23 protein-coding genes are annotated in these 20,465 nt (G+C 58.2%); 13 read left to right on the top strand and 10 right to left on the bottom strand.

What is annotated here, in order from left to right; genetic code table 11:
• Positions 1-12 precede the first annotated feature (12 nt).
• Positions 13-483 carry a cyanase gene (gene cynS / locus GH784_RS17570; RefSeq protein WP_111800966.1) on the top strand — a complete coding sequence of 157 codons (471 nt, stop codon included), beginning with the start codon at positions 13-15 and terminating at the stop codon, positions 481-483.
• 351 nt (positions 484-834) lie between these two features.
• Positions 835-1,299: a nuclear transport factor 2 family protein gene (locus GH784_RS17565; RefSeq protein ID WP_076846011.1), complete on the top strand. Its 465-nt coding sequence runs from the start codon at positions 835-837 to the stop codon at positions 1,297-1,299.
• A gap of 140 nt (positions 1,300-1,439) precedes the next feature.
• Here the strand turns inward: GH784_RS17565 and GH784_RS17560 are convergent, their stop codons facing one another.
• A complete protein-coding gene (locus tag GH784_RS17560; protein WP_153793657.1) occupies positions 1,440-2,438 on the bottom strand; it encodes a GlxA family transcriptional regulator in 999 nt (332 codons plus the stop codon).
• A gap of 229 nt (positions 2,439-2,667) precedes the next feature.
• Here GH784_RS17560 and GH784_RS17555 point away from each other — a divergent pair, with 229 nt between their 5' ends.
• Complete coding sequence (locus GH784_RS17555) at positions 2,668-3,504, top strand: alpha/beta fold hydrolase (protein ID WP_153793636.1); 837 nt, start codon at positions 2,668-2,670, stop codon at positions 3,502-3,504.
• A 44-nt stretch (positions 3,505-3,548) separates the two neighbouring features.
• A complete protein-coding gene (locus GH784_RS17550; protein ID WP_153793635.1) occupies positions 3,549-4,175 on the top strand; it encodes a Dps family protein in 627 nt (208 codons plus the stop codon).
• A 265-nt stretch (positions 4,176-4,440) separates the two neighbouring features.
• Here the strand turns inward: GH784_RS17550 and GH784_RS17545 are convergent, their stop codons facing one another.
• The 5 genes from GH784_RS17545 to GH784_RS17525 all read right to left on the bottom strand — a co-directional run bounded on the left by GH784_RS17545 (position 4,441) and on the right by GH784_RS17525 (position 8,793).
• Positions 4,441-4,998, bottom strand: coding sequence for a pyridoxamine 5'-phosphate oxidase family protein (locus GH784_RS17545; RefSeq protein WP_174073223.1), 558 nt, complete (start codon positions 4,996-4,998; stop codon positions 4,441-4,443).
• Positions 4,999-5,356: 358 nt separating this feature from the next.
• The gene (locus tag GH784_RS17540; RefSeq protein WP_153793634.1) at positions 5,357-6,991 is read right to left on the bottom strand and encodes an acetolactate synthase large subunit; all 1,635 of its coding nucleotides are present in this window, start codon (positions 6,989-6,991) and stop codon (positions 5,357-5,359) included.
• A 63-nt stretch (positions 6,992-7,054) separates the two neighbouring features.
• Positions 7,055-7,540, bottom strand: a complete 486-nt coding sequence (locus tag GH784_RS17535; protein WP_035201059.1) for a GlcG/HbpS family heme-binding protein — start codon at positions 7,538-7,540, stop codon at positions 7,055-7,057.
• 183 nt (positions 7,541-7,723) lie between these two features.
• Positions 7,724-8,326, bottom strand: coding sequence for a TetR/AcrR family transcriptional regulator (locus tag GH784_RS17530; protein WP_153793633.1), 603 nt, complete (start codon positions 8,324-8,326; stop codon positions 7,724-7,726).
• A 2-nt stretch (positions 8,327-8,328) separates the two neighbouring features.
• On the bottom strand, positions 8,329-8,793 hold the full coding sequence (locus GH784_RS17525; protein WP_035201061.1) for a nuclear transport factor 2 family protein: 465 nt from the start codon (positions 8,791-8,793) through the stop codon (positions 8,329-8,331).
• A gap of 705 nt (positions 8,794-9,498) precedes the next feature.
• Here GH784_RS17525 and GH784_RS17520 point away from each other — a divergent pair.
• Complete coding sequence (locus tag GH784_RS17520; RefSeq protein WP_035201064.1) at positions 9,499-9,921, top strand: VOC family protein; 423 nt, start codon at positions 9,499-9,501, stop codon at positions 9,919-9,921.
• A 288-nt stretch (positions 9,922-10,209) separates the two neighbouring features.
• Here the strand turns inward: GH784_RS17520 and GH784_RS17515 are convergent, their stop codons facing one another.
• Complete coding sequence (locus tag GH784_RS17515) at positions 10,210-11,580, bottom strand: aminotransferase-like domain-containing protein (protein WP_153793632.1); 1,371 nt, start codon at positions 11,578-11,580, stop codon at positions 10,210-10,212.
• Positions 11,581-11,840: 260 nt separating this feature from the next.
• On the opposite strand from GH784_RS17515, the gene GH784_RS17510 reads away from it, so the two are divergent.
• The 8 genes from GH784_RS17510 (at position 11,841) to GH784_RS17475 (ending at position 18,377) form a co-directional block, all read left to right on the top strand.
• Positions 11,841-12,323 (top strand): MSMEG_0572/Sll0783 family nitrogen starvation response protein, encoded by a 483-nt coding sequence (locus GH784_RS17510; RefSeq protein ID WP_013637302.1) that lies wholly within the window; start codon positions 11,841-11,843, stop codon positions 12,321-12,323.
• A 68-nt stretch (positions 12,324-12,391) separates the two neighbouring features.
• Positions 12,392-13,381, top strand: a complete 990-nt coding sequence (locus GH784_RS17505) for a Nit6803 family nitrilase (protein ID WP_153793631.1) — start codon at positions 12,392-12,394, stop codon at positions 13,379-13,381.
• Positions 13,374-14,492, top strand: coding sequence for an MSMEG_0568 family radical SAM protein (locus tag GH784_RS17500; protein WP_153793630.1), 1,119 nt, complete (start codon positions 13,374-13,376; stop codon positions 14,490-14,492). Before GH784_RS17505 ends, GH784_RS17500 begins: the two co-directional genes overlap by 8 nt.
• On the top strand, positions 14,489-15,028 hold the full coding sequence (locus tag GH784_RS17495) for an MSMEG_0567/Sll0786 family nitrogen starvation N-acetyltransferase (RefSeq protein WP_153793629.1): 540 nt from the start codon (positions 14,489-14,491) through the stop codon (positions 15,026-15,028). Before GH784_RS17500 ends, GH784_RS17495 begins: the two co-directional genes overlap by 4 nt.
• A complete protein-coding gene (locus GH784_RS17490) occupies positions 15,028-15,999 on the top strand; it encodes a sll0787 family AIR synthase-like protein (RefSeq protein ID WP_025591200.1) in 972 nt (323 codons plus the stop codon). The genes GH784_RS17495 and GH784_RS17490 overlap by 1 nt, the downstream gene beginning before the upstream one ends.
• Complete coding sequence (locus GH784_RS17485; RefSeq protein ID WP_013637307.1) at positions 15,992-16,270, top strand: MSMEG_0570 family nitrogen starvation response protein; 279 nt, start codon at positions 15,992-15,994, stop codon at positions 16,268-16,270. Before GH784_RS17490 ends, GH784_RS17485 begins: the two co-directional genes overlap by 8 nt.
• A gap of 11 nt (positions 16,271-16,281) precedes the next feature.
• Positions 16,282-17,538, top strand: coding sequence for an MSMEG_0569 family flavin-dependent oxidoreductase (locus tag GH784_RS17480; RefSeq protein WP_153793628.1), 1,257 nt, complete (start codon positions 16,282-16,284; stop codon positions 17,536-17,538).
• Entirely contained in the window at positions 17,535-18,377 is an 843-nt protein-coding gene (locus GH784_RS17475; RefSeq protein ID WP_236768996.1) for a Pnap_2097 family protein, read from the top strand. The genes GH784_RS17480 and GH784_RS17475 overlap by 4 nt, the downstream gene beginning before the upstream one ends.
• A 137-nt stretch (positions 18,378-18,514) precedes the next feature.
• On the opposite strand, the gene GH784_RS17470 is transcribed toward GH784_RS17475, so the two are convergent.
• The 3 genes from GH784_RS17470 to GH784_RS17460 all read right to left on the bottom strand — a co-directional run bounded on the left by GH784_RS17470 (position 18,515) and on the right by GH784_RS17460 (position 20,334).
• A complete protein-coding gene (locus GH784_RS17470; protein ID WP_153793621.1) occupies positions 18,515-18,808 on the bottom strand; it encodes a type II toxin-antitoxin system RelE/ParE family toxin in 294 nt (97 codons plus the stop codon).
• Complete coding sequence (locus GH784_RS17465) at positions 18,808-19,062, bottom strand: type II toxin-antitoxin system ParD family antitoxin (RefSeq protein ID WP_013637268.1); 255 nt, start codon at positions 19,060-19,062, stop codon at positions 18,808-18,810. The genes GH784_RS17470 and GH784_RS17465 overlap by 1 nt, the downstream gene beginning before the upstream one ends.
• A 195-nt stretch (positions 19,063-19,257) precedes the next feature.
• Positions 19,258-20,334 (bottom strand): Fic family protein, encoded by a 1,077-nt coding sequence (locus GH784_RS17460; RefSeq protein ID WP_236775936.1) that lies wholly within the window; start codon positions 20,332-20,334, stop codon positions 19,258-19,260.
• Positions 20,335-20,465: the final 131 nt, after the last annotated feature.

The raw sequence follows: 20,465 nt of genomic DNA, 5'->3' as shown, positions 1-20,465 counted from the left end.
GAGATAATACCAATGTTGCAGTCTCAAGCCACGCAGGCCGCTCGCCAAGACCTGACGGACGTCATCCTCGCATCGAAACTCAAGAAGGACCTGAGCTACGCCCAGATCACTGAAGGCACCGGTCTGTCGGAGGCCTTCGTCACCGCAGCCCTGCTCGGCCAGCATCCTCTCCCAGCGGACGCCGCCAAGGCCGTGGGCAAGACGCTCGATCTCGACGACGCCGCCGTTGCCCTGCTTCAGACGGTTCCGATCCGCGGCAGCATCGGGAATGGTTTGCCGACCGATCCGACCATCTACCGCTTCTACGAGATCGTGCAGGTCTATGGGACCACGCTGAAGGCTCTGGTCCATGAGAAATTCGGCGACGGCATTATCAGCGCCATCAACTTCAAGCTGAGCATCGAGAAGGTTGAAGATCCAGAAGGCGGCTCCCGAGCAGTCATTACGCTCGACGGCAAATACCTTCCTACAAAGCCGTTTTGACGATGCTGATAGCCACCGCAACGCCTTGCGCGCTCGGGCTACCTCTTTCCGGTCGCGGGGCCATGCCTCGCACCTGACACGGCCGCAACCACGGGCGCCGCCGTGAATTGCCCCCGGGTTGTGACCCGAGTTGATGTGCAGACAGCTCGGATCCTCAGGGGGCTTGCGGTATCAACCCGCTTGATTGCCTAAGGCACGCATAAGCGCACCCTGTCTGTACCAATCGGTGCAGCCCAATAGATTGATAGGTACATTCGCATGAAACGCCGCACTTTCATCACAGCCCTGCCCGCCGTTGCCCTCGTAGGTTCGGCACTTGCCGAAACCAGTCAAATCACGAAAGCTGCGACAGTGACACGCCCTCGGGTACCGCCCTTCACCCACGAAACCGCCATCGAAAAGGTCCGCCTGGCCGAGGACGGCTGGAACTCGCGGGATGCAGCGAAGGTCGCCTTGGCTTACTCGGTCGACACCCGCTGGCGTAACCGCGTCGAATTCGCTTCCAACCGGCAGGAAGCCCAGGCTTTCCTGGCCCGCAAATGGAATAAGGAACACGAATACCGGCTCATCAAGGAGCTTTGGGCCTTCACCGGCAACCGCGTCGCCGTTCGTTATGCCTATGAATATTGCGACGACAGCGGTCAGTGGTTCCGGGCCTATGGCAACGAGAACTGGCTTTTTGCCGCAGACGGTCTGATGTCGCACCGCCACTCTAGCATCAACGAGATGCCGATCGCCGAGGCGGATCGTAAGTTCCATTGGGAGCTGGGCCGCCGTCCAGACGCCCATCCATCGCTGAGCGATCTCGGCCTCTAAATCGCTCTATCAATGACGTTTGACCCCGCCGGCGCAGTCCTCAGCGCTGGCGCGTTCATTTTTAAGATCGGGCATCATTCCAGCCGGGTTGCGCTTGTCGTAACACTACAGTTCGAAATAGCCCCAGGTTTGGTGCTGCATCAATGTCGCGCATCGCCACGGTAAACATTTGGAGTTGCACCGGTCAATCGGCCGAATATTTTTCGGAATGCTGCGGGATCGGAGTATCCGACCGCCCAGGCAATGCTCTCGATGGAACCATTTGTCGTTTCCAGTAGCTGTCGCGCTTTCATGATGCGAACGTTCTGCAGATATTCGGTCAGTTTCAGCCGTGTCGCTCGGAAAAAGCGGCGCTGAAGTGTCCGTTCTGAAAGACGCACGTTCTCCGCCAACTCACCGATCGATTTTTGCAGCTCAGGCGTCGCATGAAAATGGTGCTGAACCTGCAGGACCTCCTTATCGCCATGATCGAAACGGGGAAGAAAAGCCTTGTACTGGCTCTGACTGCGACGCGGCGGATCAACGACAAGAAAGCGTGCCGTCTCAAGCATCACGGCCTGCCCGAGCAGCTTCTCGACAAGGAGCAGACCAAGATCAGCCCAGGCCAGAATTCCGCCAGCGGTGATGACATCGCCATCATCGATGATCATGTTATCGGGTGAGACGTCGATATTGGGAAACTGTTCAGCAAGCCTGTCTGCAAAAGCCCAGTGGGTCGTGGCACGTCGGCCGTCGATGAGCCCGGTCTCAGCAAGGACAAACGCCCCGGCACAAATCGAACAGACGGTAACACCGCGCGCGTGCTGGGCCGCGAGCCATTGCGAAGCGGGACTCATGCTCTGCATTTTCTCCGGCATGATGATACTTGGTGGCGCAATAACGTAGCTCAGCACGTGCGGGATTCCAGGGTGTGTATCCCATGTGCACGACACATCGCCGTCCGCCATCTTCCAATAGCTAACGCGGATATTGCGAAGGCTTGTCGGCACCTGCAGATCCGTCGACCAGACGCTCGCGACGCGGAACAGATCGGTCAATCCGTAGACGGCAGCCAATTGGCAGTCTGGGTAGACCAGTAAGCCCACCTCAATGAAATCAGGCGCTTTGGTATTTGCCACTTTTGCCTCGGATAAAGTCATTTCCGCCACGTGTTTCCGCCAGATAATGGCGCTAAGTTCTCTTTGTCAAATACGGAATTCGCAAACACAGCGCGACAGGAGAAATACAATGGCATCCGACACAGATCGGTTTTTCGTGTCGAGACGCAGCGTACTAATCGGAAGCATCGCACTTGCCAGCGTGAGCATCCCGGCGCTCGCCTTCTCACAAACCTCTTCCACAAACAGTTCATCACAAGGAGATATCGACATGGGCTTCGTAACAACTAAAGACGGCACTGAAATCTTTTACAAGGACTGGGGCCCGAAGGATGCCCAGCCGATCGTGTTCCATCACGGCTGGCCCCTGTCGTCGGACGATTGGGACGCGCAGATGCTGTTCTTCCACGCCAACGGTTACCGGGTCGTCGCTCACGACCGGCGTGGCCACGGCCGGTCTGCCCAGGTTTCCGAAGGGCATGATATGGACCACTATGCCGCCGACGCTTTCGCTGTCGTCGAAGCGCTGGATCTGAAAAATGCCGTGCATATCGGCCATTCCACCGGCGGTGGCGAAGTGGCACGCTATGTGGCGAAGTTTGGTCAGCCGGCCGGTCGTGTCGCCAAGGCGGTTCTCGTCTCGGCCGTCCCACCGCTGATGGTCAAGACCGCCGCCAACCCGGAAGGCCTGCCGATCGAGGTTTTCGACGGCTTCCGTTCAGCGCTTGCCGCCAACCGTGCGCAGTTCTTCCGTGACGTTCCAGCTGGCCCGTTCTACGGCTTCAACCGGGATGGCGCCAAGGTACAGGAAGGCGTGATCCAGAACTGGTGGCGCCAGGGCATGATGGGCGGCGCAAAGGCTCATTATGACGGCATCAAGGCCTTCTCCGAAACCGATCAGACGGAAGACCTGAAGGCGATCACCGTCCCGACGCTCGTCCTGCACGGCGAGGACGACCAGATCGTGCCGATTGCTGATGCCGCCAGGAAGTCGATTAAGCTTCTGAAGAACGGCCAGATCAAGACCTATCCCGGCTTCTCTCACGGTATGCTCACCGTCAACGCCGATGTCCTGAACGCCGATCTGCTGGCCTTTGTCAAGGGCTGACCCCGATACGGCGCGAATGATCCGCGCCGCGGCTGTCTCGGCCAATGAAACCGAAGGGCGGCGCTTTCGCCCCTCTTCGGCGACCGCAACCTGGCGAATCGCGCCGCACGCTCGAGCGATTCGCCAGCTCCGTCATAGTCAATTCATTTTCAGGAAAATCGGTCAAATCGCGTGCTGCCGCTGCGCTGAGAGGTCCGACAGGACTGGACAGCGACGCGGTCAGGGACATCTCCGCCGGCGCGCCCACCGTGCTGGCAGATGTGTTCGCGCTCTATATCAAGACCAAGAATTTTCACTGGCATATGTCCGGATCGGATTTCCGCGATTACCATCTGCTGCTCGACGAGCACGGCGACGAACTGTTTGCGATGACCGATCCGCTCGCCGAATGGGTCCGCAAGGTTGGCGGCGACACGTTGCGGTCGATCGGCGACATCTCGCGCAAGCAACAGATCGCGGACAATGATGCCGACTGCGTGCATCCACATGGAATGCTCGCCGAACTGCGCGACGACAATGGCAGCCTTGTCGCAAGCATGCGCTCGCTGCATGACGTCTGCGATGAGTATGGCGACGGCGCGACCGCCAGTCTGATCGAGAACTGGATCGACAAAGCCGAGAAGCGTGTCTGGTTCCCGTTCGAGATTCTGCGCGACACTAACGGCCAATGATTTGACCGAGGGTGCCCTGAATTCCGCTCCCCGCCCCTTGGGATCGCGGCGGCGGCGGAGCAAACCCGCATCTGGCTAATCGCGAATTGGTAATGGCAACGACGCCAACTGCCATCAGGATTTGATGCGAACCCAGCGCGCGCAGGTCGATCGAGCGTCAAGGGAAACGGCGGATGGCCGATTGAAGCCAGACCCAGGTCGTCAGGGCAACCTTGGCGGCAATGGCGATCCCACCCAGCCGGAGCGGAAATTGTTCGCGGCCCGACTAGGCGTCGTCGAACATCCCCGTCGGTAGGCCATCCATGCTGTATGTGTTCTTTTCCCGACGATAGATTTCGATACCATCAGGGCCTTTTGCATTGGTCCATTGGTCAAGGCTTGGCCGCTCGGCCTTGTAGTCGAAAAGAGGGACGCCGAAGCCGCAAGAGGTTTGGACCAGGTCGATGTCCAGCAGAATGACCTGCCGGGCTCCTGAGGGCTCCGAACCGTTGTAGTGAGTGGTCAAGATATTTTCGTATTCGGGGCTGTCGCGGCGGATGGAGCGTCCGCGACCGTAAAGGCGCAAGATCATTGGCGGCCCTTCGACGGCACAAAACATGATCGTCAGCCGACCATCCGCGCGCAAATGCGCGGCGGTTTCGTTTCCACTCCCGGTCCTGTCCAGATAGACCACCGTATTTGCATCGACTACCCGCAGGCAGCCGGTCTCCCGCGGCGACACATTCACCCGGGAATGGCCGGTGGCCGAGGCGGTAAAGAAGATGTGCTGCCGACCGATAAAGTCCTGGAGACGAGCGTCGATGCTCTCGAATTGCTTTGCCACGGCCGATGCGTCCTTTTTGCTAACAAATATAGGAGATAGTCATTTAGTCGGCAGGAGATCATGCCTCCGCCGGTTCATCCAGAGTTCCTCATACAGCTCACAGAAGCGAGAGACCAGAGACGTTCCAAATGAAGGGGCCAACTTCAGGTGCAACATACGGCACCCCTTCGACGCTTACAGTCGTGGGTTTATCGATGATGCGGCAGGCCCAGGTCCAAACAGAGCACCCGTCATCACGAAGAACGCGATGAGGGCCGACCGCGGCTATCGCAACCAGAAACACTGCGACGATCTTGCTACCAGTTTGCAGCAATGCTCGCGTCGTTACCGAGCGGGATCGATAGGATCACAGACCATCTCATACCACCGGCAGCCTCTGCGCTAACTCTCGGATCAGAACGCGCTCGTTCTCGGAGTAGTCGATTGGGACTTCGACAAGATGTACGCCGCCGCCCTTGAACGCATTATCCAAGGTCGTTTCCAGATCTTCGATGCGCTCGACGCGTGTGCCCTTTGCACCATAGGCCTCGGCGTATTTCACAAAATCGGGGTTGCCGAAGCTCATCCCGAAGTCGGTGAGCCTGTCGATCGCCTGCTTCCAGCGGATCATACCGTATGCATTGTCCTTGATCAGGAGGATGACAAGGTTGAGCCGCAGACGCACCGCGGTCTCGAGCTCTTGACTGTTCATCATGAAGCCGCCATCCCCACAGACAGCCATGACGCGCCGGGTCGGGTAAAGCATGGAGGCCATCATTGCGGAAGGTAAACCCGCCCCCATCGTCGCCAGGGCATTGTCGAGAAGCAGCGTATTCGCGACATGGGTCCGGTAATTGCGAGCGAACCAGATCTTGTACATGCCGTTGTCGAGCGCAAGGATCCCATCGGCTGGCATAACGGCGCGAACATCGTGGACTATCCGTTGCGGAGTGAAGCGAGCTTCAAGCTCTCGATCGGCAATGCGTGCGAGGATCCCTTGCCTGAGATAGATCAGCGCTTTTGCGTTCGGAAGCCTGCCTTCGAGGCGGTCCGCCAGGAGCTTGAGGGTGGGGCCGATATCCCCGATCACCTCAGCCTGCGGGAAATAGACCTGCTCGACAGTGGCGGGCTGGTAGCCGACATGAACGACCTTGGCTCCGTGGACGTTCATGATGAAGGGAGGCTTCTCGATCGTGTCGTGCCCGATCGTGATGATGAGATCAGCCCGTTCGATGGCCTCGTGGACGTAGTCCCGTTCGGAAAGAGCGGCGGTGCCCAGATAAAGCTCCATACCGCCGGGAACGGTTCCCTTGCCCATCTGTGTCGTAAAATATGGTATCCCTGTGCGGATCACAAAATTTGCAAGATCAGCCGTCGATCGCGGACGCGAGGCTGCCGCACCGAGCATGATCAAGGGCCGTTCTGCAGCGCCGATCATTGCCGCGGCCCGATCTATCGCCTCGCCGCTCGCAACTGGAAGATCGAGAGCGTGTGGAGGAACCATGATGATCTCTCCGCCATCTGCCGCGGCGATATCCTCGGGCAATTCGAGATGAACTGGACCGGGGCGCTCTTCCTGCGCCACCCGAAAGGCCTCACGAACCAGGGTTGGAACCATCCTGGGCGAGATGATCTGACGCGTGAGCTTTGTCAGCGGCTTCATACTAGCGACGACGTCGACGACCTGAAAACGTGCCTGCCGGGAAGACATGACGCCTTTTTGCCCCGTAATGAGGATCAACGGCATCCCACCAAGAAGGGCGTACGCCGCGCCGGTGGATAAGTTCAACGCGCCTGGCCCGAGCGTCGTAATACAGACGCCCGGCTTTCCTGTCAGCCGGCCATAGGTTGCCCCCATAAAGGCCGCCGCTTGCTCATGACGAGTGACGACCAACTGGATCGAGGATTTCCGCAGGGCTTCGACCAGGAAAAGATTTTCCTCCCCGGGGATGCCAAAAATTTTTTCTACGCCCTCATTCTCAAGGGCCCTAACGAGCAGTTCAGCGCCAGTCATGGCCAATCTCCAAAACCACCGAGCCTTAGACGCGGCTTCAAGAAACACATTTTTGTGGGGGGCTCACTTGAGGACGCTTTTGACTTCCTCGATTGCGACGTAGGCGCAATCTTCGTCCAAGCCGCCATTCGGCGCGCCCGCAACGCCAAGTGCGCCAATCGTCTCCTCGCCGGCTTTGATAGGAACGCCCCCGGAGACAAAGTAGCCTGAAATATCTGTGAACGCTGCCTCATGCGCGCTGCCGATGAGGTTCTCGACCATCGCGCTTGTGGGGCTGTGCAACGATGCCGAGATGAGTGCCTTCTGCGCAGACGCGTTGATCGTGCGTGGATCGGCTTTCTCATAGCGTATCAGGGCGAGCAGGGCTCCAGATCGATCTGTCACCGCCGCCGACACATTGTAACCGTCTACCGCACACGCCGCGACGGCCATCTCAGCGATTTTGACCGCAAGCCTCGCTCTGAGGCCGGTCTCCTGCTCGGTGTCGTGGGCAAGCACAGAACTGGCGGCAAGCGCGCCTATGGCGGCGGCCAGTATGAAAGTCTTCATGTGAGATCTCTTCAGATATCGGCCGCCGAGCGGCCCCGTTGCGGCAAATTACGTCGCCGTAAAAACCAACTGGGTTATCGCGACGACGATGAATTCGCGAAATGCACTAACTACGCAGCCCGCCGGCTCGCCAAGGCGGCGAGCCCGCAGATGCAATGCCTCAGGTCAGGAAGCAGCGAGAGATCAAAGCGACCCGCTATCCGAAGCATTATCGACGAGCGTCTTTCCATCGGCTGCCAATCGAGCATGGAGTTGATCGATTGCGCGCTGGAAGACGGCGGGATCGTCGAGCGCCCGGGAGAGGACGATCGCGCCCTGGATAGAGAGAACGGCGTCTTCCGAGAGGATGCGCGCCCGCTCAGCGTCGCGGCCCTGCCGGACGAGCGCTGCCTGCAGAGCGTCCACCCAGGCGACGAAGTAACCTCGGATGGCTTGGGCGAATAGGTCTCGGGTGTTGGTAACAGCCAAAGCGCCGACGAGACAGACGCGCCTGCCCGACCTGAAGTATTTCGCGGTTTCATCGAGCATCGCCGTGATCGCGGCATCGGCATCGTCTCCGTCTCGCAGGGGAGAATAGACGGAATTTTCAAACCATTGCTCGATTTCGACGAGCACAGCCTGGACCATTTCCTCCTTCCCATTCGGGAAGAAGTGGTAGAGGCTGCCCTTGCCAAGACCGGTGGCCTTGCCGATCAAGGCAAGGCTCGCTCCTTCGTATCCATGCTCGCGAAAAACTTCGGCCACGGAGGCGACGGCGTCGGATCTTTCAGCGACCATGCGGGCCATGATCAGAGGCCCAGATCACTGAGGCTAGCGTGGTCGTCCGGACGACGGCCGAGCGGCCAATGGAACAAGCGATCGCCTTCAGCAATCGGCATTTCGTTGATGCATGCGTGCCGGTGCGCCATCAAGCCGTCCTCTGCGAATTCCCAGTTCTCGTTACCATAGGCACGGAACCATTGACCATTATCATCGCGATATTCGTAGGCGTAGCGTACAGCGATGCGGTTGCCGGTGAAAGCCCAGAGCTCCTTGATAAGGCGGTATTCATGCTCCTTGTTCCACTTGCGTGTCAGAAATGCCTGGGCTTCTTCGCGGTTGGTGGCGAATTCAACGCGGTTCCGCCAGCGGGTGTCCAGTGTGTAGGCCAAAGCAACCTTGGCGGCGTCACGGCTGTTCCAGCCGTCTTCGGCCAAACGGACCTTTTCGATAGCAGTTTCGCGGGTGAAAGGGGGGAGAGGAGGACGTGACATGTTGATTTTCCTTTGCAAACCGTCTCTGTGTACTTATTGGTCAACTCTTGACTGATTGGTACAGTAGCTACGGCGATTTTGGGTGTCAACGATTTTTTTGAGGCGCTGCGAATTTTTTCCGACGGACGTTTGTGGTCGCGAACCGACGGCGGCGGCGTTAAAGTGGCCAGACTAGTGCTGGCAAAGCGTTCGGCCGCGCGCTGGTATATTTCGGCAGATCTCAGCAGCGCCTGGGCATCCGCCACTCAGAGACTACCAGGCGCGGTGGGCGATGGTTTTGGTGGCGAAAGGGGTGAAGACCCAGGAAGATACTGTTCGTGCAACCACCACATTTCTGCGGAAACAGCACCGCGCTCGGACACGAAAGAGTAGACATGGGAAGGTGAATGGCGACTGACCCCGCGTCGCTGCGGATTGTATCCAACCGGATAGCATCGCTCCATGATCTGACGAACCGCATCGCGCTTAAGCGCTTCGCTAGTCGCCGATATGGTCATGGTGCTCTTCGAACAGCTAAATTAGGAGAGAAAGCTTCTATAAATCCAGGTGCTATCCGGATTACTGATCAATGGGCCGAGGGCCCAAACGATGACCCGAGGCCGTGCCGAAGCGTCCAGACCACCACACTGGGAAGCTAAACCCACCCGGTCCGAAGCCCAGGTTCTAAGTACTCATGATAACGCTGCCAGCAAAAGGAGATTTTAGATGGGCGATGTCAGTCCAACGGTAAGCATAACAACCGGCGTAGATCACATCGGGCTAACCGTTATGAACTTGAGCGCTTCCCTCGCTTTCTTCACGAACTGCCTCGGCTGGAGGTTATTCGGCGAAAAGCCCGACTATCCAGCGGCATTCGTTACAGACGGCCACCTCAAAGTGACACTTTGGCAGATCAAAGATCAATCTCACAGCCAAGGTTTCGACCGTCACCAAAATGTCGGGCTTCATCATCTTGCACTGAAAGTGCGGACCCTCGAGGACCTTCATCTGCTCTACGACAAGACCAGAGAGTGGCCCGATGTTCGTATTGAATTTAGTCCAGAAGCTTCTGGCACCGGGCCAAAAATCCACTTCATGATCTACGAACCGGGAGGATGTCGGATGGAGTTTTCTTGGGATCCGCGGTGATCCAGAAATTTCTATGATCGGGTCTCGGCCGATCCGAGAAACCTGGCGACCTAATCTCGGTTGTCAACCAGGCCACGCATCTGGCACCTCGCAACAGCCACGCGGGCAAGCCGGTGCCGTGCGTGGTCGAACGGCTTGGAAGCGGAAGACGTTGCAGGACTCCCGGCATCACACGTTCGGCGGCCGAACGCCATCGCTACAGTTTTGGGACGTGACCATATGACCATTCAGACCGAAACGAACATTTTCCACCAATTGTTTCATATTGAAGGAGGCTGACGTGCACCGTCAGCCCATCCAGCCGGAGCCGGAAAGCGAATTCGCCATAAAAAGCAGCCCTGCGCGCAGTTGTTCGCGATTGATGACGCCGCCGAGGCATACCCGGACATGCTCGTCAGGTGTGCCGAGAACGGTAAATGCGTCCGACGGCATTAAGCCAATATGGCGCCCTGCCATGCGCCCCATCAGTTCCGCCCTGCTCGCCCCCGTTGGCAGCTTCAGCCAAATGTTGAAGGCCTCCGGCTCACCTTTGATGTCCAAGCCAGAAAGAGTATCAACCGCTATCTCGTGACGAACAGCGCTTTCCGCCCGGACAAACCGGCGGATCGCGTCGGCTGTCCCATCCTCGATCCACCGTGTCGCCAGCGCCATGCAAATTGGCGAAGGCATGACGGCGCTGGCTCGCATTGCCTGGGCAAGGGAATAGGCGGCTCTGGAGTTAGGGGAAACTGTATAAGCGAGGCGCAGGCCTGCGCCCAGGCATTTGGCCAGCCCCCCGATATGCCAGGTGAGGTCGGGAGCAAGCGTAGCAAAAGGTACGGGCGCCGTTGCGGGAATGAAGCCGTATGCATCATCCTCTATCAAAGGCAGTCTATGCCGAAGGATAACCTCGGCGATCTCCATGCGCCGCTCGCGCGGGATGGTCAGCGTCGTTGGATTATGGACCGTAGGATTGAGATACAACGCTTTCGGTTGATGTAAATGGATAGCCGCGTCAAGCGCATCGGCCAGAACGCCGGAAGCGTCCATCGCAATTCCGACGAGTTGCAATCCCATACGGGCTGCGATCGCCCGCAAACCGGGATACGTCACCGCCTCGCACAGGATGACATCGCCCGGTCTGGTCATCGTCGAAAGAAGCGCTGTCATCGTCGCGTGCGCTCCCGGGGTGATCGCTATCCGCTCGAGACTTGGCACCATTCCCCTTTTTGACAGCCATGAAGATGCCGCGGCCTTATCCTGCTCTCCGCCGGTCGTCGACTGGTAGCGGAGAAGGGAAATAAGGTTTGCTGAAACAGTCTGCAGCCCTTCCTGCATTCTCGCCACGAGATCCGGGTCCTGCGGCTCGGGAGGCATGTTCATCGACAGATCCTCGTCCCCTGCGCGGCGCGGATCGATACGATGCTCCTCTTTCGGGCGGCCGAGTGCAAAGGTACCTCTTCCGACGTGGCTCTCCACGAGACGTCTGGAATGCGCCTCGGCGTAGGCGCGGCTGACTGTCGTAAAGTCAATCTTGAGACGCTCGGCGAGCCTGCGTTGTGGCGGCAATCGATCACCAGCGGCGATATCTCCTCGTTTTATCGCCAGTTCGATCGCGTCCGCAATCTGAAGATAACGAGGCTTGCCGTCAGGACGAAGTTCAGGGAGCCACTTCAACATTTCACCATACCTCAAATATAGATTGTTTCACATTGTATGGATAACACGACGCGGATTCAAGTGTTGATTTGACAACGAATCCTTGATCATGAATTGAGCATAAAAGCTGATTTTCAAGCTATTATTTGAGCACAACGTATGTCCAATGTGCAGAATTACGTTTCATCAAAGAATTATTGTATGCATAATAAACTGACTATTGATTCATACAATTTCGTTCGTATCGTTTCTGCATCAACCCCGCATAAGGAGATGCAGACATGCCTGAAGTAACGCAGCCGCCGCACAAGGATGGTGACTTCTTTGTCGACTACGAGTCCAAGGTTTTTGAGGACGTAAAAGCCGATCCTGGTGAAAAGGCGCTTGTTACCTTCCACACCGTGGCGTTCGAAGGCTCTATCGGGCTTGTGAACATTCTCAACGCCATTCGCCTGCAGCGGAAAGGCTATGAGACTTCGATCCTTCTTTACGGGCCGGGCGTCACACTGGGGATCCAGCGAGGTTTCCCCAAGCTCGGGGATGAAGCGTTCCCGGGCCATCTGAACTTCAACAAGAACCTTGAGCGCTTCATGAAGGAAGGCGGAAAGGTCTATGCGTGTCGTTTCGCTCTGCAGGCCCTTTATGGGCACGGCGAACCGGCTCTGATCCCCGGCATCATCCCGATCCTGCCTCAGGACGTCCTGGACTGCGTGCTTCTGCACAAAAAGGCCAACGCCCTGATCATCGACACATGGACCGTCTGATTTGACCTCAACACCCCGTTCGGCAGTGAACGGGGTGCGCCGTTTCAGGTTATTCAAAGGAGCCAGTCATGCCCAAAACAGTACGTGCCGCAGCAGTCCAGATCGCGCCCGACCTGACGTCACGCGCCGGCACCGTCGAGCGGGTCCTCAATGCAATCGCCGAAGCTGCGGACAAAGGCGCCGAGCTGATCGTATTTCCCGAGACCTTCGTGCCCTGGTATCCCTATTTCAGCTTCGTTCTGCCACCTGTCCAGCAAGGCCCTGAGCATCTTCGGCTTTATGAGGAAGCAGTCACGGTACCATCAGCAGAAACACGGGCCGTCGCGGACGCCGCGCGCAAACGCAGTGCGGTTATCGTCCTTGGCGTCAATGAGCGCGACCACGGCTCGCTCTATAACACTCAGCTGATCTTCGACGCGGATGGCAGCCTGAAACTCAAGCGTCGCAAGATCACGCCGACCTATCACGAACGGATGATCTGGGGCCAAGGCGATGGCGCCGGCTTGAAGGTTGTCGACACTGCCGTCGGTCGCGTGGGTGCCCTGGCATGCTGGGAGCATTACAATCCTCTGGCCCGCTATACTTTGATGGCCCAGCATGAGGAAATTCACGCCTCTCATTTCCCGGGCTCACTGGTCGGCCCGATATTCGGCGAGCAAATCGAAGTCACCATGCGCCACCACGCATTGGAATCGGGCTGTTTCGTGGTCAATGCCACCGGCTGGCTGAGCGAGGAGCAGATCGCATCTATTCATCCGGACCCCGCCTTGCAAAAGGGGCTGCGCGATGGCTGCATGACCTGCATCATCACGCCGGAAGGACGCCATGTCGTACCGCCGCTGACCTCGGGCGAAGGCATCCTGGTCGGCGATCTGGACATGCGGCTCATTACCAAGCGCAAGCGGATGATGGATTCGGTCGGACACTATGCTCGGCCTGAACTGCTGCACCTTGTCCATGACACGACGCCCGCACGCGCACGCGAGCAGGTCGGCCTTTCAGGCGATTTTCCCGATGCGGAGCAAGACAAGCTATTTGAGGAGGTTCAGGATGCGTGAGCTGCCATCGATAGATCCGGAACTCATCAACGACCTCCAGACACGAGGAATGCGTCTCGTCGATCCGCGTGCCGGCCACGAGAGCAGGCGCGGTGGCGCAGGTCCTTCCGACCATAAAGCGGTCAATTTCGGAGACACAACCGTGATGGTGCCGGTACATACCGCACCCGCATTCGACAGTCCCTATCTCGTGGAAGCGCCCGATGCCGAGGGCCGCGCGCGCATCACCAGGGAAGGATCAGAAGTCGCGCGAATTCGATTTCCCAATCGGCCGCGTTTTTACGATCTGATCACGGCAGACGGCATTCCGTACAACAAGATCGCAGTTCTTCATTCGCGCGACGTACTTGCCACGACCATTCTGCAGACCTGCATTCGTTATGAAAGCCGCAAGAAGACCTGTCAGTTCTGTTCGATCGGCCAAAGCCTTGCCGCCGGCCGGACTGTCGCGCACAAAACTCCCGCGCAACTGGCAGAGGTCGCAAAGGCTGCCGTCGAACTCGACGGCGTCAAGCACATGGTGATGACCACTGGCACACCTTCGGGCAAGGACCGCGGTGCTGCTGTTTTGGCAGAGAGTGCGCGCGCGGTTAAGGCCGTCGTCGACCTGCCGATTCAGGTGCAATGCGAGCCTCCGGAAGACGATATCTGGCATGAGCGAATGAAGAACGCGGGTGCAGACGCATTGGGGATGCACCTTGAAGCGGTGACACCTGAAGTCCGCGATCGGATCATGCCTGGCAAGGCAAGCGTTCCGCTTGAAAAATACTTTTCCAGCTTTGAGGCCGCAGTCAGAGTGTTTGGGCGGGGTCAGGTCTCGACCTACATCCTCGCCGGTCTGGGCGATACGCGCGAAGCGATCCTAGATATGTCCGCGCGATTGGTCGCAATGGGCGTCTACCCATTTGTCGTCCCGTTCGTGCCTATCTCAGGCACGCCGCTAGAAAGTCACCCCGCACCGAAATCCGATTTCATGGCCTCCATCCTGGCTCCCCTGTCGCAGATCATCATCGACGGCGGACTTAAGGCCTCGGATATCAAGGCCGGTTGCGGAAAATGCGGTGCGTGCTCGGCGCTCTCAACTTACGAGAAACTGAGGATCCCGGCATGAGCCTCATGGATCACTCCACCTTCATCTGCCCTGAATTCATCATCCGGGCAGCAACCGAAACCTGGGAACTTCAAGGGGTATCTCGTCTCCGACACCAGGTGTTTGTGGAGGAACAGCGCATCTTCGTCGGCAGCGACCACGACGAAATCGACGCTCGTGCCATCCCCCTTGCGGCAATCGCCACGTTGGCGGCCGAGCCTGCGGAGGTCGTGGGAACGGTCCGCATCCACAAACCCGCGCCCGGCATCTGGTGGGGATCGCGGCTCGCGGTCGCCCCTGCATACCGTAGAGTTGGTCGGCTGGGTGCGGAGCTGATCAGGCTTGCGGTAAGCACCGCCAACGGCATCGGATGCCTAGAATTTCACGCCCATGTCCAGCTTCAGAACGTACCTCTTTTTCGCCGGCTGCATTGGGAGCCGCAAGGAGAGATCGACCTGCATGGCGTGCGGCACATGCACATGCTGGCTTCACTCGACCATTATCCCCCGCCATGTGACCCGGCCACCGGCTGGTCGACTAGAGCAAGGAGGTCGTGATGGATGTCCATGCATTGGCGGCAGCACTCGCAGCTCACCCGTCTATTCGCAGCAAACTTGACATAGCAGGCACGACGCGGGCGCTCTCATTGTCTGCTGGAGCACCAGGAATGCCCGGCGACGATGCCGCAGCAATCCGAGCCATGGACGGCACCTGGGATCTGCTGGCGGGCGAAGGTTTTATGCCGCAGTTCGTGCAGGACGATCCGTGGTTTGCCGGCTGGTGCGGTGTAATGGTGAACCTTTCGGACATCGCAGCGATGGGAGGACGCCCGACCGCACTGCTCGACACCGTGTGGGCTCCGGATACAGCATCCGCCGAGCCCCTGCTTGCCGGCCTTCGCGACGCAGCGATGGCCTACGGCGTGCCGATCGTCGGCGGGCATACCAACCTCCGCAGCAAAGATCTCAATCTTGCCGTTTCCGTCACGGGACGTGCAAAGAGGCTGATTTCCAGCTTTGCGGCCGCCCCTGGAGATGTGCTTATCGCAGCTGTCGATCATCGCGGGCATTACCGGCCGAGCTTCGACAACTGGTGCGCGGCCCTTGATGCACCTCATGAACGACTGCGTAGCGACTACGAGATCCTGCCGGAGCTCGCCGAGGCTGGTCTGGTGGATGCCGGAAAAGACATCAGCCAGGGCGGCATTGTCGGCACCGCGCTTATGTTAGCTGAATCCTCCCGCTGCGGGTTTGACATCGAGCTTGCTGACATTTCGCTTCCGCGGGGTGTTGCAGTCGACCGCTGGCTGCGCACATTTCCGAGTTTTGGCTTCCTCCTTTCAGTTCGGCGGGAACGTGCAAACGAGGTCTGCTCAGTATTTGGTGCTCGGGACATCAGCGCATCTGCCATCGGTCACGCAACGGACAGCTCCCGGATCGATTTGACGAGCGGTGGCGCCAGGGCAACGTTCTGGGACTACGCGGCAGCCCCCTATATCGCGCTTGCAAAGGAGATAGCCCATGCCTGAAGTACGCTTTACAATCCGATGGCCTGATGGGACGGAGGAGAGCTGCTACTCGCCCTCGACCGCCATAACGCACCATCTCGAAGCCGGGTGCACCTATCCGCTGACTGAATTTGTCGAACGTGCCCGCACCGGGCTGAACGAGGCATCAGACCGCGTCGCGGCGAAATTCGGCTTCGCCTGCTCATCCGCACTCGACCAACTGGCAAAGATCGAAACGACAGCTGCCGCTCAGCCGGCTGACGCCAAGGTCACCTGCCTCTCGATGTCATGAAAGGGTTCGTTATGACCGACGCCACTGTACCACACGTACCAGTTCTCATCATCGGAGGCGGCCAGGCTGGTCTTTCTGTCAGTTGGTATCTGATGCAGGAAGGGATCGAGCATATCGTTCTCGAGCGCCACCGAAAGTTCGAAAGCTGGCGCAACAATCGCTGGGACAGTTTCTGTCTGGTCACACCAAACTGGCAGTGCCGGCTGCCCGGCTGGCACTATAAGGGAGCGGATCCGAATGGCTTCATGCTCAGGCAAGAAATCGTAGACTATCTGGATGGCTTTGCAGAAAGCTTCAGCCCACCGATCCGCGAAGGGGTGGACGTCACGCATGTCTCGCCTCGCGACAGTGGTGGATACTGGATCGAGACTAGCTCTGGCAACTTGACTGCGGACCAGGTTGTGGTTGCGACAGGTGGGTACGACAATCCAATCGTGCCGTCCTACGCAGCAGATCTGGACGCCACTATCCTACAGATGCACTCGCGCGATTACCGGCGTCCGTCGCAACTACCAGATGGCGGAACCTTGATTGTCGGCACAGGGCAATCTGGCGTGCAGATCATGGACGACTTTCATCTGGAAGGTCGTCCAGTGCACCTGGCGGTAGGGCCCGCTCCGCGCAGCCCGCGCAAATACCGCGGGCGCGACGCAACCGACTGGCTTTACGATGCAGGAACGTATGCCGTCACGATCGATACCCATCCCGATCCCATCAAAGCCTTGACCCAGACCAACCATTACATGTCCGGGCGCGACGGCGGCAAGGAGATCGATCTGCGCAAATATGCACTGGAGGGGGTGCGGCTGTACGGATCTGTCGCGGGTGCCTCGGGCACGATGATGGCATTCCTGCCCGACCTCGAGAAGAACCTTGATGATGCTGACCGGAGCTACCTGGGTATACGCAAGCAGATCGATGCCTGGATCGCCACGCACGCAATTAATGCTCCAGAGGAGCCCCCATTTGAAAAGGTCTGGCGTCCCGTTCAAGAAATCACCGAAGTTGATTTGGCGGAGGCGGGCATAAAATCGATCATCTGGGCGATCGGTTTCCGTCCGGATTATTCGTGGCTGAAGGTCGACTGCCTGGATCAGCGAGGCAAGCCGGTGTTCCGTCGCGGTGTAACCGATGCACCTGGTCTGTATTTTATTGGTCTTGGCTGGCTGAACACATGGGGCTCCGGCCGATTTCTTGGCATCGACGAGGACAGCCGGTATCTCGCCGAACAAATAGTAGCACTCCAAAAGAACAGGCTGGCTGCATGAGCACTGTTCAGCTCGCCAGGCACGAGGGGTCGGAGCTAATCGAACGCCACGTGCTAGGAATGGCGGAAATGGGCTACAGCGGCATTTCGGAGCAATGGCTCAAGCGACGCGCCGGTGATTTGCACTGGCGGCTCATCGCGCGCGCCATGGGACAGCGGGATGCTGTTTTCACTTGCTCAGAGGGCGCACCACTTTATGCGGCTTTTTGTGCGACCAGCTTGCAGCTCGTAAGACCTCATCTTCCCCATCTGGGCGGGGAGATGACACTGGCTGCGGATCTCTACCGCGTCGGCCACGGGCGTCTGGCGTCACTTATCCGCGTCACCGCTGGCGGCGATACTGTAGGCCGCATGATTTTGGTCTCGACCTTTGTGGGACGTTCCGAACCGGGGATCAACCGATCTGTCGTCCGGCGGAGCCCGCGAGCGCTAGCGATGCCGCCCGAGGCGCCCCTCGCGGTTCGTCGCGTTGCCGAGATGGCCTCGGCCGCCACGCGAGACATTCGCAACAACCATTTTAAACTCTCCGGGATGTCACAGACACAGATGGTCCTGCCTTGCCCGGCGACAGACTTCAATGCCGCCAGACTTCTTTATTTCCCGAGCTACAGCGCTTTAGCTGACCGGGGATTGTTCCAAGCAGGAGAGACGCATACCGGGATGATCGCCTCACGGAATGTAGTTTATCTGGGTAATGTAGAGCCCGGAGAATGGATGGAGATCAACTTCAAGAAGCTGCCTTCAGGGTATGAAGTCTTCCTGAACGGCCAAGACTGTCGACCTTTGGCGTTGATGCGCGTACGTTTCGACCGTGGGAACGACAGCTCTATAACCGCTTAACAACGCGACGCGGTCGAATAGAAATGTCGGCTTCAAATGCTGCTACGGCAACTCATGCGATAACGTCTTGCTTAGTCTAGCTCTTGATGAGATTCGCACTTACGACCAATATGTTATAAATTCGGCGAAGTGGTTGGTTAGAAAGAATCTCCCGCCCAATCTTCATGGCCGTGACGTATGCGGATGACGAATACGCTCCCGTCTTCAATGACGCGGTACACGACAAGGTGAGCCTTGAAAGGATGGATCCTGACAGGAGGAGAAATCTCATGGCTTTCGCGTGCCATTCTTGGGTTGGTGGCGATGAGTTCGAGCAAGGCAAAAAGCTCATCGTGATATTGTCTGGCGACTAGTGCTCCGAAGATGCGGATGCCTTCTTCTGCAATGGAAATAATATCCTCTTCCGCTTGGACAGATAGGCTAAATGGCATTAAGCGCGTCCGCGGCTGATGTCAGCTCGAGAAGTGGCTAAAGCAAACAACTCTTCCGTTGAACGGCTACCAACTCCGCTTCTGATCCCGTCGTCGACAAATCGCTGCATCTCGGCAATCTTGTCCGTACGCGCTTGGTCTCTGCGGATCAGGTCCCGGACATAATCGCTCGCATTCGAGTATCGACCAGTCTTGGCCTGTGCTTCAACCCAATCTTTCATGGGGTCTGGCAGGGATACATTCATCGTCGCCATTCGAGTCTCCTTAATGCCTCAACATACTCGCTGATGGCAAAGTTTGTCAAACTAACGATGAGGTCGCAATTACAGCTCTTGATGGGAACCGAACGCTGCACCCTTAATTCGGCTAAGCTGCTATTTGGCGTATCATTAATCCTCCTCTGGACGCTTCTCAGGCAGCGGTGAGGGGTCCGCCAGTACACGAAATAGTCACACGTCCTCGGGATAGAGACGAGGGAAAAGGGTATCGAGCGCTTGGACTGGAAAGCGCAGCGACACAGGCCCCTTTTCGGTAACTGACGCAAGCAGGCCCTCATCCGTCAGCGCCTTTAGAACGCGCCGCGCCGATCGATCTGGCAGGCCAGTGATACACGAAGCCTCTCCCCGCTCAAATTCTCCGCGCACAAGGGCTTCCTGAAGTAAGGGCGCGCACTCGTCAGGCAAAGTTTCCTGACGATGGACATAACGCTTGAGGCGTCCCCCTAGTGTTTTGAGGTCAAACAGGCTGTCCATGTATTCGAGCTGATCGAGACACACGCGCAGAAACCAACTGGTGAACAGTTCCAGTCCCTTGAGCGACAGGTTGCCCCGTTCATCGCGGTCGCCCTGACGTGGCTCGTCTGCCCAAGCCACATGCTGCTTATATTCGGCGCGTCCTTCAGGCCCCCCCGCCAAGCCTCGAGCCAAGCCGCGGGAAACTGACCAGAGACCATGAGCTCCCACTCCGGCCGCTTGTGCCATCGCATGACTCATCAAACGGCTAACTCGGCCGTTGCCGTCTGGAAACGGATGGATGTAGTTGAAACGGTGATGCGAGGTCGCCATCGCAAAAAGGCGGGCGCTACGGCTGCTCCCGACTGCCATCATCGCTTCTCCTGGAGCCGGCTGGAAGGCGAACCGCTGATGGAAGTAGGCCATGAAATCGGGCACGCGATCGCTCGCGGGAGGCAAATGTCTGCCGACCTCGACGTCCTGCTCCTCCCCTCGCCGCCATTCGCCGGGCGTCATAACAAAGCTGTGGTGGTTACCGACAATCGTCAGCATCTTTACTGTTGCGCCATCATAAAAGGCGCGGTGAAGATAGCGGATGAATTCTATCGATGCAGGATCAGGCAACATCCCTGCCGCCTCTCGCTCGTCGATCTCCTGCTGAACACGATAGTGGGCGACGGCTTCGATCTTGAGGTCGCGCCGATCGTCCTCGGGCTTAATTCCCTGCAGGGCCTGCTCGATCTCACGTGGCCGGGTGTTGTGGCCTTCGATCAGATTACTATAGTAGGTGTTCATGATCCTGACGGTGCGGGCCAGTTGGGCTGCGGTTTCAGGATGGAGGGCCCGGCCAAGTCGTTCGGCCCTGGCGACAATCTCAAGCGAAAGGTCCAGCAGTTCGCCGCTGGGATGCTCGATACGCGCCGGTT

Origin of the sequence: Agrobacterium tumefaciens, assembly GCF_009649785.1 — a bacterium.
Lineage (GTDB): Bacteria > Pseudomonadota > Alphaproteobacteria > Rhizobiales > Rhizobiaceae > Agrobacterium > Agrobacterium tumefaciens.
This window is presented reverse-complemented; position numbering and strand designations above follow the sequence as displayed.